This is a genomic window from Mesorhizobium sp. M1D.F.Ca.ET.043.01.1.1 (genome assembly GCF_003952385.1).
Lineage (GTDB): Bacteria > Pseudomonadota > Alphaproteobacteria > Rhizobiales > Rhizobiaceae > Mesorhizobium.
In genome coordinates, this window is the sequence record NZ_CP034444.1 from 5,488,678 (window position 1) to 5,504,099 (window position 15,422).

Annotated in this window: 15 protein-coding genes; 9 read left to right on the forward strand and 6 right to left on the reverse strand. The window is 63.8% G+C overall.

Annotation, left to right across the window (positions count from 1 at the left end):
• Positions 1–2: 2 nt before the first annotated feature.
• The 5 genes from EJ067_RS26625 to EJ067_RS26645 all read left to right on the forward strand — a co-directional run bounded on the left by EJ067_RS26625 (position 3) and on the right by EJ067_RS26645 (position 5,804).
• A complete protein-coding gene (locus EJ067_RS26625; protein WP_126088147.1) occupies positions 3–365 on the forward strand; it encodes an RcnB family protein in 363 nt (120 codons plus the stop codon).
• A gap of 139 nt (positions 366–504) precedes the next feature.
• Positions 505–2,460, forward strand: coding sequence for a DNA primase (gene dnaG, locus EJ067_RS26630; protein WP_126088148.1), 1,956 nt, complete (start codon positions 505–507; stop codon positions 2,458–2,460).
• A 369-nt stretch (positions 2,461–2,829) separates the two neighbouring features.
• Positions 2,830–4,860 carry an RNA polymerase sigma factor RpoD gene (rpoD, locus tag EJ067_RS26635; protein WP_126088149.1) on the forward strand — a complete coding sequence of 677 codons (2,031 nt, stop codon included), beginning with the start codon at positions 2,830–2,832 and terminating at the stop codon, positions 4,858–4,860.
• Positions 4,861–5,069: 209 nt separating this feature from the next.
• Positions 5,070–5,363: a GYD domain-containing protein gene (locus EJ067_RS26640; RefSeq protein ID WP_126088150.1), complete on the forward strand. Its 294-nt coding sequence runs from the start codon at positions 5,070–5,072 to the stop codon at positions 5,361–5,363.
• Positions 5,364–5,423: 60 nt separating this feature from the next.
• Positions 5,424–5,804 (forward strand): DCC1-like thiol-disulfide oxidoreductase family protein, encoded by a 381-nt coding sequence (locus EJ067_RS26645; protein ID WP_126088151.1) that lies wholly within the window; start codon positions 5,424–5,426, stop codon positions 5,802–5,804.
• 55 nt (positions 5,805–5,859) lie between these two features.
• Here the strand turns inward: EJ067_RS26645 and EJ067_RS26650 are convergent, their stop codons facing one another.
• Positions 5,860–6,117 carry a DUF2798 domain-containing protein gene (locus EJ067_RS26650; protein ID WP_126088152.1) on the reverse strand — a complete coding sequence of 86 codons (258 nt, stop codon included), beginning with the start codon at positions 6,115–6,117 and terminating at the stop codon, positions 5,860–5,862.
• Positions 6,118–6,385: 268 nt separating this feature from the next.
• Here EJ067_RS26650 and EJ067_RS26655 point away from each other — a divergent pair, with 268 nt between their 5' ends.
• Both EJ067_RS26655 and EJ067_RS26660 read left to right on the forward strand, forming a co-directional pair.
• Positions 6,386–7,042 carry a PadR family transcriptional regulator gene (locus EJ067_RS26655; RefSeq protein ID WP_126088153.1) on the forward strand — a complete coding sequence of 219 codons (657 nt, stop codon included), beginning with the start codon at positions 6,386–6,388 and terminating at the stop codon, positions 7,040–7,042.
• Positions 7,043–7,151: 109 nt separating this feature from the next.
• Positions 7,152–7,445 carry an HlyU family transcriptional regulator gene (locus EJ067_RS26660; RefSeq protein WP_126088154.1) on the forward strand — a complete coding sequence of 98 codons (294 nt, stop codon included), beginning with the start codon at positions 7,152–7,154 and terminating at the stop codon, positions 7,443–7,445.
• Between the two features lie 6 nt (positions 7,446–7,451).
• Here EJ067_RS26660 and EJ067_RS26665 read toward each other — a convergent pair whose 3' ends face one another.
• From EJ067_RS26665 to EJ067_RS26680, 4 genes are all read right to left on the reverse strand, one after another.
• Complete coding sequence (locus EJ067_RS26665; protein WP_126088155.1) at positions 7,452–10,025, reverse strand: polynucleotide kinase-phosphatase; 2,574 nt, start codon at positions 10,023–10,025, stop codon at positions 7,452–7,454.
• Complete coding sequence (locus EJ067_RS26670) at positions 10,022–11,452, reverse strand: 3' terminal RNA ribose 2'-O-methyltransferase Hen1 (protein WP_245468050.1); 1,431 nt, start codon at positions 11,450–11,452, stop codon at positions 10,022–10,024. Before EJ067_RS26670 ends, EJ067_RS26665 begins: the two co-directional genes overlap by 4 nt.
• A 108-nt stretch (positions 11,453–11,560) precedes the next feature.
• Positions 11,561–12,493, reverse strand: a complete 933-nt coding sequence (locus EJ067_RS26675; protein WP_126088156.1) for a 3-keto-5-aminohexanoate cleavage protein — start codon at positions 12,491–12,493, stop codon at positions 11,561–11,563.
• Positions 12,494–12,617: 124 nt separating this feature from the next.
• The gene (locus tag EJ067_RS26680; RefSeq protein ID WP_126088157.1) at positions 12,618–13,256 is read right to left on the reverse strand and encodes an FMN-dependent NADH-azoreductase; all 639 of its coding nucleotides are present in this window, start codon (positions 13,254–13,256) and stop codon (positions 12,618–12,620) included.
• A 111-nt stretch (positions 13,257–13,367) separates the two neighbouring features.
• Here EJ067_RS26680 and EJ067_RS26685 point away from each other — a divergent pair, with 111 nt between their 5' ends.
• Entirely contained in the window at positions 13,368–14,315 is a 948-nt protein-coding gene (locus tag EJ067_RS26685; protein ID WP_126088158.1) for a LysR family transcriptional regulator, read from the forward strand.
• Here EJ067_RS26685 and EJ067_RS26690 read toward each other — a convergent pair.
• A complete protein-coding gene (locus EJ067_RS26690) occupies positions 14,257–14,883 on the reverse strand; it encodes a TetR/AcrR family transcriptional regulator (RefSeq protein WP_126088159.1) in 627 nt (208 codons plus the stop codon). The genes EJ067_RS26685 and EJ067_RS26690 overlap by 59 nt on opposite strands.
• A gap of 66 nt (positions 14,884–14,949) precedes the next feature.
• Here EJ067_RS26690 and EJ067_RS26695 point away from each other — a divergent pair, with 66 nt between their 5' ends.
• The gene (locus tag EJ067_RS26695) at positions 14,950–15,375 is read left to right on the forward strand and encodes a VOC family protein (protein WP_126088160.1); all 426 of its coding nucleotides are present in this window, start codon (positions 14,950–14,952) and stop codon (positions 15,373–15,375) included.
• The last annotated feature ends 47 nt before the right edge of the window (positions 15,376–15,422 follow it).

Sequence of the window (15,422 nt, forward strand, 5' to 3'; positions counted from 1 at the left end):
CCATGAAGCGTGTCATACTTTCCGCCGTCACGGCCTCGATGCTGGCCGCCTCGGCCTTTTCGGGCCAGGCCGCGCCGCTCGTTCTGCCGAGCGCGCCGCAGCCGAACTTGACCCAGGTCGACTGGCAGGAGCCGGGCCGGCACGTCGAGAAGCGCGTCGTGAGGAAGAAGGTCGTGGTGAAGCGCAGCCATTGGCGCAACGGCCAGAGATACTCGAACTGGAAGCGCCATCAGGCGGTGCGCGACTGGCACCGCTATGGCCTGCGCCGTCCGGGTCCCGGCCAGGAATGGATCCGCGTCGGCAACGACTACCTTTTGGTCAGCATCGTCTCCGGCATCGTCTTCGGCGCGATCGCCGCGCACTGATCCGACGACAATTCGCGCACAACGGATGGGCGGCCGGACGGCCGCCTTCTTTTTGTCTGTGAAAAGCGGGTACGATCCGCTTTAGGAGTCGTCGCGCCCGGGCGGCCTGATTATATGAAGGGCAAACGAGCCTTTCCCGATGCGCTTTCCGCCCGCCTTCCTCGACGAGATCCGCGACCGCGTGCCGATTTCCTCGGTGATCGGCCAACGCGTCGCATGGGACAGGAAGAAGACGAATGCACCGCGCGGCGACTATTGGGCCTGCTGCCCGTTCCATGGCGAGAAGAGCCCGTCTTTCCACTGCGAGGACAAGAAGGGGCGCTATCATTGTTTCGGCTGCTCGGTTTCGGGCGATCATTTCAAGTTCCTGACCGAGCTCGACGGCATGAGCTTTCCCGAAGCGGTCGAAAAGATCGCCGAGATGGCCGGCGTGCCGATGCCGGTGCGCGATGCCGCCGAGGAGCGGCGCGAGAAGGAACGCGCCAGCCTGACCGATGTCATGGAGATGGCGACCGTCTTCTTCCAGGAGCGGCTGCAGGGACCGGAAGGCGCCAAGGCCCGCGCCTATCTGCGCGACCGCGGCCTGACGCCGGCGACGCAGCAGTCGTTCCGGCTCGGCTATGCGCCGGACAGCCGCAACGCGCTGAAGGAATACCTCGCCGCCAAGGGCGTGCCGAAGGCCGATATCGAGGCTTGCGGACTGGTGCGGCATGGCGACGACATTCCGGTCTCCTATGACTGGTTCCGCGACCGCATCATGTTTCCCATACCGGACTCGCGCGGCAAGATCATCGCCTTCGGCGGCCGGGCGCTGGCGCCGGACGCTTTGGCCAAATACATGAACTCGCCGGAGACCGAGCTCTTCCACAAGGGCAATGTGCTCTACAATTTCGCCCGCGCCCGGAAAGCGCTGGCGAAGGGCGGCACGGTGATCGCCGTCGAAGGCTACATGGACGTGATCGCGCTGGCGCAGGCCGGCTTCGAGAATGCCGTAGCGCCGCTCGGCACCGCGCTCACCGAAAACCAGCTCGAGCTTCTGTGGCGCATGGCCGGCGAGCCGGTGCTTTGCTTCGACGGCGACCAGGCCGGGCTGAAGGCCGCCTGGCGCGCCGCGGACCTGGCGCTGCCGGCGATCCAGCCAGGCCGCTCGGCGCGCTTCGCGCTGCTGCCGGAAGGCAAGGATCCGGACGACCTGGTCAAGGCGGACGGACCGGACGCTTTCCGCGCGGTGCTTTCGGAGGCCAGGCCGCTTGCCGACCTTCTCTGGATGCGCGAGACGGCCGGCGGCGTCTTCGACACGCCCGAGCGGCGGGCGGAGCTTGAAAAGACGCTGCGCGAGATCACCGGCCGCATCCGCGACGAGAGCCTGCGCTACCACTATCAGCAGGAGATGCGCGAAAGGGTGCTGAGCTTCTTCGGCTCGCAGCGCGGCGCACGGCAAGGTCATCAGGGGGGACGCCAGGACGGCCGACCGGGCGAGCGCGGCAGGAGTTCGGCGCCCGGCGGAGCGTTCGGGCGGGGTGCGGCGGCCGGCGGACGCGCCGCCATCACCGAAAGCCTCGGCCGCTCGGCGCTGGTCAAGCGCGCAGGCGAGGGCATGTCGGTGCGCGAGGCGACGATCATCGTGGCGCTGATCAACCACCCGGCGCTGATCGACGAGAATTTCGCCCATGTCGAATTCCTCGATCTCGCCAATTTGGATTTGCGGCGGCTGCATGCGGCCATCCTCGATGCGATGGCGCATGACGCGGCCGACGACCGCGACGCCGTGATCGCCACGATCGAGCGCGCCGGCTGCGGCGGCATCTGGGAGCGCGCGGTGGCGCTGATCAAGCGGGCGCGGCAATGGCCGGCGCTCGAAACCGCCGGACTTGACGATGCCCGCGACGCGTTCAACCAGGCGATGCACTTGCAGCGCAGCGCGCGCACCTTACATAGAGAGCTGAAACAGGCGCAGGCGGCGCTCGATGCAGACCCTTCGGATGAAAACTTCCGGCATCTCGTCGAGATTCAAGCGCAATTCAACGATGTACAGGCAACGGAAGCGCTGATCGAAGGGTTCGGCGTTTCATCGGGCAGGGCTGGACGCGTTTAGGTCCGGACCTACCCCAAAATGAAGTGGAAATGCTCAAGGCGCGTCGAAACGACGCCCCTAAGTCGGGTAATTGATTCGCTTTTTTCATGCGAATCATGCCAGAGGCGCTTGACCTTCTGGCAGATTGGCGGAATCAGGACGATTCGAAACGTTAACCGTGCCCCGGCGGCGGCGGGAAATTTTGAGCGATGTAAGGTGCTGGTGACTGGACAGGCAAAAGGCCTGCCACAGATACCAGGGTTAATCTGGACTTAACAAGAGATGCGGTTACTGGCCCGGTAAAGAAGCGTTCTGGTGCGAGCGCATCCGGTATGACCGGTCGGGCAGCTTACGCGGCTTCGATATTCGGCCGCTTGGAGACGACAAAGAATGGCGACAAAGGAAAAGGAAGAGGTCGAGACCGAACGTGAAGGCGCCACCGATGGCCCTCTGCTCGACCTTTCCGATGATGCTGTCAAGAAGATGATCAAGGCCGCCAAGAAGCGCGGCTATGTGACCATGGACGAACTGAACTCGGTGCTGCCTTCGGAGGAAGTGACCTCCGAACAGATCGAGGACACGATGGCCATGCTCTCCGACATGGGTATCAACGTCGTCGAGGACGACGAGCAGGGCGAGGAGGCCGAGGCCACCGACGCCGGCGGCGATTCGGAAGAGGACGCCAACGAGCTTGCCGAGCAGACCGGCACCGCCGTCGCCACCACGACCACCAAGAAAGAGCCGACCGACCGCACCGACGATCCGGTGCGCATGTATCTGCGCGAGATGGGCTCGGTCGAGCTTCTGTCGCGCGAGGGCGAAATCGCGATCGCCAAGCGCATCGAGGCCGGCCGCGAGACGATGATCGCGGGCCTGTGCGAAAGCCCGCTGACCTTCCAGGCCATCATCATCTGGCGCGACGAGCTCAACGAATCGAAAATCCTGCTGCGCGAGATCATCGACCTCGAGGCAACCTATGCCGGCCCCGAGGCCAAGCAGGCACCGGTCGTCGAACGCGTCGAGGAAGCGCCCAAGCCCGAGGAAAAGCCGCGCGGCCGCGCGGCAGCGCGCGACGAAGAAGACGACATCACCAATGTCGGCGCAGACACGCGCGGGCTGGAGGAAGAAGAAGACGACGAGGACGAGGCAAGCCTGTCGCTCGCCGCGATGGAAGCGGAACTGCGCCCGCAGGTGATGGAGACGCTCGACGTCATCGCCGACACCTATAAGAAGCTGCGCAAGCTGCAGGACCAGCAGGTCGAGAACCGGCTGGCGGCTGCCGGCACGCTTTCGCCCAGCCAGGACCGCCGGCTGAAGGAGCTGAAGGACCAGCTCATCAAGGCGGTGAAGTCGCTGTCGCTCAACACCGCGCGCATCGAGGCGCTTGTCGAGCAGCTCTACGACATCAACAAGCGGCTGGTGCAGAACGAAGGCAGGCTGCTTCGGCTCGCCGAAAGCTACGGCGTGCGCCGCGAGGAATTCCTCAAGGAGTACCAGGGCTCGGAGCTCGATCCGAACTGGACACGCTCGATCGCCAACCTGACGTCGCGCGGCTGGAAGGAATTCACCAAGAACGAGAAGGACGCGATCAAGGAGCTGCGCGCCGAGATCCAGAGCCTCGCCACCGAGACGGCGATCTCGATCCTGGAATTCCGCAAGATCGTCAACCAGGTGCAGAAGGGCGAGCGCGAGGCGGCTATCGCCAAGAAGGAAATGGTCGAGGCGAACCTGCGCCTCGTCATCTCGATCGCCAAGAAATACACCAACCGCGGCCTGCAGTTCCTCGACCTGATCCAGGAAGGCAATATCGGCCTGATGAAGGCGGTCGACAAATTCGAGTATCGCCGCGGCTACAAGTTCTCGACCTACGCGACGTGGTGGATCCGGCAGGCGATCACCCGTTCGATCGCCGACCAGGCGCGCACCATCCGCATCCCGGTGCACATGATCGAGACGATCAACAAGATCGTGCGCACTTCGCGCCAGATGCTGCACGAGATCGGCCGCGAGCCGACGCCGGAGGAATTGGCCGAGAAGCTTGCCATGCCGCTGGAAAAGGTGCGCAAGGTGCTGAAGATCGCCAAGGAGCCGATCTCGCTCGAAACGCCGGTCGGCGACGAGGAGGATTCGCATCTCGGCGACTTCATCGAGGACAAGATGGCGATCCTGCCGATCGACGCGGCGATCCAGGCCAATCTGCGCGAGACGACGACCCGCGTGCTTGCTTCCCTGACGCCGCGCGAGGAGCGCGTGCTCAGAATGCGCTTCGGTATCGGCATGAACACCGACCATACGCTGGAAGAGGTCGGCCAGCAGTTCTCGGTCACCCGCGAGCGCATCCGCCAGATCGAGGCCAAGGCGCTGCGCAAGCTCAAGCATCCGAGCCGGTCGCGGAAGCTCAGAAGCTTCCTCGACAGCTGATCGGCAAGATCAGTCCAGCAATTTGAAAGGGCGCCTCCGGGCGCCCTTTTTGCGTTCCAGCCCATCGCAATGCCGCCTTGCCGGGGCCGACCGACAGGAGGATAATTTCAAGGTCGGATGCATTTGTGGGCGACAAGCCGATGGGCGCCCCGGCGCCGGCCGCAACGGCCAGGCGCCTGCTCCGTGGACCCGGTAGGAGGTGTGTTGCCATGACGACCTACATCATGCTCATCAACTGGACCGAGCAAGGTGCCAAGAATGTGCGCGAGTCGCCGAAGCGGCTCGACGCCGCCAAGAAGCAGCTGAGCGAGATGGGCGGCTCGTTCAAGGCCTTCTATCTGACCATGGGCGAGTGCGACATGGTGGCCGTGGTTGAGGCGCCCGACGATGCGGTGCTCGCCCGTTTCGCGCTGATGCTGTCGTCGGGCGGCAGCGTTCGAACGCGCACGCTCAAGGCCTTTCCGGAGTTCGCCTATCGCGAGATCATCAGCTCGCTAGGATAGGGCGCTGTTATCCGCACCGGCGGAGTTGCGGAGCGCGGCGGCGCGTCCGATAGTCCTGCCATGCCCGTGCCGCTCCTGACAGTCTGGTACAACACACGCTGCCCTGTCTGCGACGCCGGCATCAGCCGCCAGAAGCGGCGGCTGATCGAGGCGGTCAAGGCGGGCCGCATCGAATTCCGCGACATCAATTTCGAACCGTCCGCCCTTTCCGCATTCGGCGCTTCGCTGGAGGACATCCGCCGTCGGCTGCATGCCACCGATGCCGGGGGCAGGCTGCTGGTCGGCGCGGATGTGGCGATCGCGGTCTGGCGCATGACGCCGGGCGAAAGCTGGCTGGCGGCGCTCCTGGGCAACTCGATCGCGCTGCCGCTGACGCGCTTTGCCTATGATCGCTTCGCCGACCTTCTCTACGCCTGGAACCGCCGCAAGGGCCGCTGGTAGCGGGACGGGTACCACCGGCAAAGGTCCGAAGCGCGTCCGGGCATTACCGGCATCGTTATCTGGCCGCCGGCTCGCACAGCCAGCCGACGATGCGGCGCACCACGGGCAGCACCAGCAGCAGGGTCGGAAACGCCACCAGCCAGGACAGACCCCACGCAGTCAGCCAGATTGCGGGCAGGTTGGAGTGAAGGCCGAGGCTCTTCAGCGTGGAGATGAAGGAGACGATGAAGGTCATCAAAAGCGACAGCACCAGCGGGCTGACGACAGAGGCATAGCGCGCAGGCAGCTTCCTGCGCCGATTTCTTCCAGTCATTGGGGATTTTCCCGAAACGTCGGTCCGTCGCATTGGCATCCTCTTGCCGGTTTTTCGGCACATGCCCGGAGGGACCGGGGTGGATGCGTTGCTTGACGTCAGACGCTTACGGAGCGGTCGGCGACCCTCGATGGCGTTCTAGCGGCTGGCTCTCGTGAAATCAATCCGGCTGGCGGCACTTTCAGATACATCGTAAGATATATCTTGACTCGGTGAGGGTTGCGACCTAATTAAGATATATCGTAAGACATAACTCAAGGAGCAATCCATGCACAAACACAGTCATTTCGGCGAGCGCATGTTCATGCACATGGCGGGCCGTTTCGGCGGCCGCGGCGGCGGCTTCGGGCCGTTCGGGCACGGCATGCGCGGCGGCGGGCGGGGCGGGCCGGGCGACATGTTCCGCGCCGGCCGCATGCTGGCCGACGGCGATCTCAAGCTGATCACGCTGTCGCTTCTGGCCGAGGCGCCGCGGCACGGCTACGACATCATCAAGGCGCTGGAGGAACGCACCAGCGGCATCTACAGCCCGAGCCCGGGCGTGGTCTATCCGACGCTGACTTTCCTCGAGGAGGCGGGCTACGCCGTCTCGTCCAGCGAGGGCAACAAGAAGGTGTTCTCGATCACCGAGGCGGGCAGGGCGCATCTCGAGGAAAACCGCGAGATGATCGATCACGTGCTCGACCACCTCGAGCGCTTCGGCCGCAAGATGGCCAAGGCGCGCGACTGGTTCGGCTGGAGTGACGACAGCGAGGATGGCGGCCGGCGCGGCCGGCATGAAAAGCGCGACCGGTTCCGCGCGCTGCGCCACCGGCTGCGCGCCGCGCTCAGCGATATCGTCGACGCGCCGGAAGACAAACAGGCCGAGGCGATCAGCATCCTGGAAGACGCCGCCGCGGCGCTCGAGGCCTTGTCGCACCGCTGAGCCGAGCCGGCTCGGGGCGTCTATTGCCCGCCAAGCCAACGACCGCTACTGAAAATCGTCCTGCAACACGCTATGTGATGCAGGACGATTGCCGTTGGAGGATACTGAAATGTCTTTTCTGAAACGTCTTTTCGGCGGCGGTGGCGGCGAGGCGACGGAGCCCGGAGCCGCGAAGCCGGCAAAGCAGGTCGAGCACAAGGGATTCCTGATCAGCGCCACGCCCTACAAGGCCGACGGCCAATACCAGACCTGCGGCGTCGTCTCGAAGGAAGTGGACGGCGTGATGAAGGAGCACCGCTTCATCCGAGCCGACCGTTTCGCCGGGTTGGACGATGCCGTCGACATCTCGATCAAGAAGGGCATCCAGCTCGTCGACGAGCAGGGCGAGAGGATGTTCGGCTGACTGTGGTCAAAGCCGCGGATCGATCGGCTCACTCTCCAGCGCCAGCACGGCGAAAACACATTCGTGGACCCGGCGGAGCGGCTGTTTGGCGACAAATCGCTTCAAAGCCTCGTGGCCTAGCGCAAACTCGTTGAGCGCTAGGTTGCGCTTGCCACCCAGATGTCGTTCCCGCAGCCGGGCAAGGTTATCCGGCGCGTCATACTCGGGGCCGTAGATGATGCGCAGATATTCGCGGCCGCGCACTTTCAGCGCCGGCTGGATGAGACCTTTCTTGCCACGGCTGATGAAGTCACGCGCCTTGACCACCATGCCTTCGCCACCCGAGCCGATCAGGTCTTCCCACCATGCGGCAGCCTCGGCGCAGGCGGTGGCGTCGGCCAAGTCAACCATGCGCCATCTCGTGCGCGCGACCACACCTTGTCTGGGCACAAGGCGGTCGGCCTGCGCCATGTGCCATACATGGTCCTGATCGAACCAAACGCGTCCCTCGCTGGCCAGCAAGTGGAACGGCGCGACCTGCAGGTCTTCGACGCCCAAAACCGGCCATGCGTAGGGTGCCCAGGCGGTGGCGTATTTGGCCACGCGCGCGGCTCGATCGTCAAATCGCGTCCGAAGCGCTGCCGCGTCGACACCACGCGCCGTTGCTCTTGCCAGGGCTTCGCGGCTGAGCCGCAGCCCGGCTGCGGACGAGGTTGCCACCGGCGCGTACTGGCTCTCGATCAAACTGCCTGCCTTGGCCGACCAAGGCATGATTTCGGCGTCGAGCAACAGCCAGTCGGTCTGCAACTCCTCCCAGAGACCGGCCGTGTCGACGCTTGACCGAAGGCGATCGAGCAGGCCTTCGGTCATGGCCGCATCGCCGAAAAAGGAACGCCCTGTCCGGGTCCATATTGCGCCTGTCCCGTCGCCCGAAACGCCGAAGCGGCTGCGCGCTGCCTGCGCATTCCGGCATAGTGCTACGATTGCTCGCGAACCCATATGCTTCTCTTCGCATATGACCTGGGGAATGCCGCGCTCGCGAAAATAAGCGAAAGCCTCCTCAGGACGTTCCAGCCAGTCGGCGCTGCTGGTCTCGGACGGCGACATTGTCGGCGGCAGGTACACCAGCCACTGCGGCGCCAGTGCGAAACGGCTCATGACCTCCAAGGCGGCTGAAGCATTTTCCTCGGCTACAACAACACGGCCTTTCAACTCCGTCTCTATCCAGCGTCGGCCGGAAACGTCCTGGATGTCGAGCACGTCGTCGGCATCGGCCTGTGCCGATTTTTCCGGATTTGAAGCGCTAAGCGGGCGGATGGGTTCCGACCAGATGCGGGTTGCCGGGACCTCCACCAGCTGGCGTTCCGGCCAGCGCAGCGCCGTCAGCTTGCCGCCGAACACACAGCCGGTGTCGATGCACAGGGTATTGTTGACCCATTCGGCAGACGGCATCGGCGTGTGGCCATAAACAACGGCGGTCTTGCCGCGGTAGGCTGTTGCCCAGTCGGAGCGCACTGGCAGCCCAAACTCGTCGATCTCGCCGGTGGTCTCGCCGTAGAGCGCGAATTCGCGCACGGCACCCGAGCCACGCCCGATCATCTCTTCCTTGAGACCGGCGTGGGCGACGGCCAGGCGTCCGCCGTCCAGCCAGACATGGCTACGCAGATTGTCAAGAAAGGCCGGCAGCGCCTCGCGCAACCCGCGATCCTGTGTGTCCAACTGATCGATGGTGTCCCGAAGGCCATGGGCGATCGTGACCTTGCGGCCTTCCAGCCAGCGGCTGAGCTTGCGTTCGTGGTTGCCCTGGACGCAGTAGGCGGTACCCGCGGCGACCATGCTCATGGCAATGCGCAAAACGTCGGGCGTATTGGGGCCGCGATCAACAAGATCACCGACAAAGACGACCTTGCGGTCCTTTGGAGGAGAAACGAGAACAGTTCTTTCGTTGCGATCCTGCGACCAGGCAAGGCTGTATCCTAGCTTGTCGAATAAGGTCTCAAGCTCGTCGGCGCAGCCGTGCACGTCGCCAATGATATCGAAGGGACCGGTATCGTGGCGCTTGTCGGTCCAAAGCGGCTGGCGCGAGACCTTGGCCGCTCCGACGCTGGCTTCGCTGGTAAGCTTCCAGACCTGGCGAAAGCCCTCGCGCTGCAGCCCGCTCAGGCCCTTGCGGATCTCGCTCGTCATGCGTTGGGCCACTCCAGCGCCAAAAGGACGATCGGGACGACCCGCATTGCGTGCAACGCAGACGTCGACGCCCGGATCGAGGACCACGGCGATCGGCAGGGCGTGCCACTTCCGCGCTAGTTCGACCCAGGCCTTGCGGTCAGCGGCGCGCACATGGGTGGCGTCGACAACGGCGAGCTTGCGATGCTTGAGACGCTTGCCGACAATCTCGCGCATCAACTCGAACGCGTCGGCTGAAACGTCCTGGTTGGTTTCATCGTCGGAAACAAGCGCGCGGCACCGATCCGAGGAGACGATCTCCGTCGGCAGGAAATGCTTTGCGGCAAAGGTCGACTTTCCAGAACCGGTCGAGCCGATAAGCACCACCAGGGAGAAGTCAGGTATATCGAGGTCGGTCTTGTCAGGCTCTCTCATCGGCTGAAGACCGCCATCTGCGTCGGTGCGCCCAAAGCGGCATCCTCGATCCCTATGCCGCTGATTTCGGCGACATAGCCGTATCTCTTTTCGATTTTGGCCGCCCAGGCTTGGAGCTCGGCACGGCTCCACTCGAAGCGGTGGTCCGGATGCCGGAAAGAGCCTGCGGCAAGGTTGGGAAACAGCGCGTTGTAGTCGGCGTTGGGGGTCGTCACGATCACGGCTCTCGGTGCGGCTTCGCCGAAAACAATCTGCTCGATCAGCGGCAACCTGTCCTGGTCGAGATGTTCGATGACTTCGACCAGAACTGCAACGTCGGCTTCGGCCCAACGGCTATCTCGATAAGTCAGCGAACCATGCAGCAGAGTCACGCGCCCTTCGGGTGGTCCGCCCGCCTCGTTGAGCTTGAGACGTCTCGCTGCCCACCCCAATTCGCGTGCCGCGGGATCCAGTCCGAACAGCTTGTGCACCCATCGTTCGCGAACAAGCCGATCGAGCAGCTTGCCCTCGCCGCACCCCAGGTCCGCGATAACCGTTCCGCCGATGGCCCGAATGGCACTCACGACCGCATCCATGCGCAGGTCATGCAGTCGAACAGGGGCCTCGAGAGCTTCCTCCGGCGTGTTCCGGGGTTCGATAGGCGCTGCTTCGCCTGTATCTTCCGGAGCCAGTCGCGCCAGGGCGGCGCGAGCCAGTACCGACCGATTGCGAAGGTACCGGCGGGCAATCAGCTCCCTGGCCGGGTGGGACTCCAGCCACCCCGCGCCCTTCGACAGCAGCTTGTCGACCTCGTCTTCGCCGACCCAATAATGCTTGGCATCGTCCATCACCGGGATGAGCACATAGAGGTGGTTCAGCAAATTGCTCAACCGGCCCAAGCCGGACAATTTCAGATGGCCATAGCGGAGCTCTCCCGTGCTGGTGCCTGCGGCTTCGATCGGCGTCAACTCGACAGTCCAACCCAGCGGTTCGAACAGTTGCCGCACCATCGCCTCGCCGCCGCGCATCGGCAAAGGCGCCACGACAGCCTCCAGCGGCAGGTTGCTGTCGGCCAGTTGCTGGCGTTCCTTCGAAATGCCGGTCATCGCCGTCCGAAGCACTTTGTTGAGTGCCACGGATAGGAAGGACGACGCAGCGTAGGGCCTGTCGTTCACATACTGATCCAGCAACCCGTCCGCCTGACCCTTACCCCTTACCAATCCAATCGGATCGACGTCGAGCAGAAGTGCAGCTTCGCAGCGCTCCTCACTGGCCTCGGGATAGAACAACCACGCCTTGCCGAAGGACAAGTCGGTCTCGTGCAGGCGATCGGGATGCTTGTGCAGCAAGAAGCCGAGATCGGTAGCCGGATAAAGCGTAGTGGCGATCGAAAGAAACATGGGCGAGCGATAACCCAGCCGAGCGAAATAACCAATGGCAGGAGCCACGTTATTTCCACCTCTTTGCAAAACGCGCGAAAGAAAGAGTTGCGACCCGGTAAGCCAGCGTTCAGAACCAAAGCCGGCGTCAAATCATGGCGCCGGCATTGGTCCGGTTCAAAAAGATACTTTGTCTCCGCCCTTGAGCTGCAGGATCTGGCGCGCCTCGGCGGGCGTGGCGATCGACGCGCCGAGGCCTTCGATGATCTGGCGGACCTTGGTCACCTGTTCGGCGCTCGAGCGGGCGAGCTTGCCCTTGGCGATCCATAGCGAGTCCTCCAGGCCGACCCGCACATTGCCGCCGAGCGCGATCGCCTGCGTGGCGATCGGCAACTGATGGCGGCCGGCGCCTAGCACCGACCAGTGATAGTCGTTGCCGAACAGGCGGTCGGCGGTGCGCTTCATATGGGCGACGTCTTCCGGGTGGGTGCCGATGCCGCCTAAGATGCCGAACACGCTCTGGACGAAGAACGGCGCCTTCACCAGCCCGCGGTCGACGAAATGCGCCAGCGTGTAGAGATGGCCGATATCGTAGCACTCGATCTCGAAGCGCGTGCCGTTGTCGGCGCAGGTGCGCAATATGTGCTCGATGTCGCCGAAGGTGTTGCGGAAGATCCGGTCGCGCGAGCTTTCGAGATAGGGCCGCTCCCAGTCGTGCTCGAAGGTCTTGAACCGCTCAAGCATCGGAAACAGCGCGAAATTCATCGACCCCATGTTGAGCGACGCGACCTCGGGCGCGAAAACCTTCGCCGGCCTGACCCGTTCTTCCACGCTCATGGTCGCGGCACCGCCGGTGGTGATGTTGATGACGCAGTTGGAGCGCTGCTTGATGACCTGCAGGAAAGGCGCGAACGTCTCCGTCGACTGGTCGGGACGCCCGTCGACCGGATTGCGGGCATGAAGGTGGACGATCGCAGCGCCGGCCTCGGCCGCCTCGATTGCGGCGGTCGCGATCTGCTCGGCCGTCACCGGCAGATGCGGCGACATCGACGGGGTGTGGATCGATCCCGTGACCGCGCAGGTGATTATGATCTTGTTCTGGTTCGCCACGTTTCCGATGCCCTGCTTCGATAGCAAAGCAGCGTAGTCGGCAGCGTCGCTAGTGTCAGCCCCGTTGAACAGCAAAAAGGCAGGCCCCCGTGGGTGCCTGCCTTTTTGATTTCCGAGAGGAATGCTACGCGGCGGCGGCCTGGTTCGCATTGGCCGCGGCGGCGATCGCGTCGACCTTGGCGGTTGCCTTGGCGAGCGCGGCGGCAACCGCGTCAGCGCCCATGCCGACGCCTTCGACACGGATGACTTCCACATCGGTCATGCCCAGGAAGCCGAGCACGCCGCGCAGATAGGGGATGGCGTGGTCCATCTGGACCGCGGCGCCTTCGGAATAGATGCCGCCTGAAGCGAGCACGATATAGACCTTCTTGCCGCTGACGAGACCCTTCGGGCCGCCTTCGCCATAGGAGAAGGTCTTGCCGGAGCGGGCAATATGGTCGACCCACGACTTCAGCGTCGAGGAGATACCGAAATTGATGAAGCCGGTGGCGAGGATGACAGTGTCTGCGGCGAACAACTCGTCCAGCGCGGCGTCGGATACGCTGACGACCTCGGCCTGGCGCGCGGTGCGCGCCTCGACGGGCGTATAGATGCCGGTCGAGTAGTCGGGATCGATGTGCGGCAGCGGGTTGGCAACGAGGTCGCGCACGACCAGCCTAGCCGATGGATCGGCGGCAAGCAGTTTTTGCGCGAGATCGGTGGCGACGTGAGTGGAATGCGAAGCGGCGCCGCGCGGGCTGGAGGTAACAAGCAGAATAGACATGGCGGTGTCCCCTTGGGGTTGGATTGAACTTTCCCCGCCAATATGGGATTGCCGATCCATCAGCAAAACTGCTATAATTTGTATAGTATCCATCTATAAAATGGATTGATAATGCAGCCAAATCCGACGCTCGACCAGCTTCAGATCCTGGTGGCGGTGGCCGAAACGGGCAGTTTCTCGGCTGCCGGGCGCAAGCTCAACCGTGCGCAATCGGTGATCAGCTACGGTATCGCCAATCTCGAAGCGCAGCTTGGGCTGAAGCTGTTCGAACGCGAAGGCACGCGCGAACCGCAACTGACCGAGATCGGCCGCGCGATGCTGGAGGATGCGCGGCGCATGATCGGCGTGCTGCAGCGCATCCGTTCGCGGGTCGACGGGCACCATCAGGGGTTGGAGGCCGAAGTCGCGCTCTCGGTCGATGCAACGCTGCCCTCGCCGGTGCTGGTTCGGGTGCTGAAGGCGTTCGAGGCGCAGTTTCCGGCCGTGATGCTGCGCCTGCATATCGGCTCGCTCGGCGTGATCCCCGATCATGTCGTCAGCGGGCAGGCCGATCTCGGCATAGGCGGGCTGCTGGGCGAGGTCGACGTCCGCCTCGTGCGCATCGGCTTCATGTCGATAGTGCTGGCTGCTGCGCCCAGTCACCCGTTGGCGCTATTGCCAAAGCCGGTGGCGATCGAGGATGTGCGCGAACATACCCAGCTGGTCGTCAGCGACCAGTCCGAGCGCACCAAGGGGCGCGACTTTGGCGTCTTCGCCTACCGCACCTGGCGGCTGACGGATCCGCGTACCAAGCATACGTTGATGCGCGAAGGGCTGGGCTGGGGCGGGCTGCCGCGTTGGTTGATTGCCGATGATCTAGCCAGCGGCCGGCTGGTGGAACTCGACCTTGAGCCCTTCAGAGAGGTGCGCACGTCGCTTTATGCCATGCACCGCAACGATCGTAGCCCGAAGCCGGTGGCTGCCTGGCTGATCGACCAGTTCAAACGGCAGCTCGGCTGCTTCAACGAGATGGAGCCGGGCGCGTGGACGGAGGAGGAGCCGGAGACAGGCCGTCCATGAGCGCCAGCAGAACGGTCCGATAGTCCTTCGCCGATGCGCCGGCCTCAATGGCCAAAGCCGCCCGATCGAAGGCGGCGGCCAGCAGGGCGGTCAGCGCTTCGGCCGGCAGCTTGATCACCGACTGCGCGCGCATTGCCGCGACCAGACCCTCGCGTAGCGAGCGGTTGCCGTGGCGGTTGTCGATCTCGTCCATGGCGGCGCGACCGAGCACGGCCGGTCCATCGATCAGCAACATCCGGGTGCGGCCGGGCTCGCGCATGGCAGCAAGATAGGCATCGGAGCCGGCGATTAGCGCCTCGCGCGCGGACAGAGAGTCCGGGGATGCGTGATCGACTTCGGCGGCGACCATCGCGGCCTCCTGCTCGACCACGGCGGCGAACAGCGCCTGCTTGTCGGCAAAGTGATGGTAGAGCGCCCCGCGCGTGACGCCTGCGGCGGCGACGATCTCCGGCGTGCCGGTCTCGGCATAGGATTTTTCGGTGAACAGCTTTCGTGCCGCCCGGATCAGGTCGGCGCGTGTCGCCTCGGTGCGATCGCGGTTGGAGCGGCGCGCGGTTTCTTGTTGCATACATACAGCCTGTATGTTAATTGCATTTACATGCAGACTGTATGTTATGTAGCAGGAGAAGAAAAGATGAGGACGACGAGCTATTATCCGGTGCTGATGACGGGCGATGTCGCCGGCACGGCGGCCTTTTACGTCGGGCATTTTCGCTTCAAGCCGCTGTTTGCGAGCGATTGGTATGTCCATCTCCAATCGGCAGAGGATCGTCGCGTCAATCTCGGCATCGTCCAGGGCGACCACGAGACGATCCCGGAGGAGGGACGGGGACGCACGTCCGGCCTGCTGATCAATTTCGAGGTCCGCAATCCCGACGCGGTCTATGAGCGTGTCGTCGCCGCCGGCCTGCCGATCCTGTCCCCGCTGCGCGACGAGCCTTTCGGTCAGCGCCACTTCATCACCAAGGATCCGAACGGCGTGCTGATCGACGTCATCAAGCCGATCCCGCTCAGCCCCGAATTTCGGGCGCAATTTGTCGAAGGATCGTCCGCCAGTTAGAACGTTTCAGCGATTCATAGTTTCGCCGAACCGCTCTAAGTATCTGT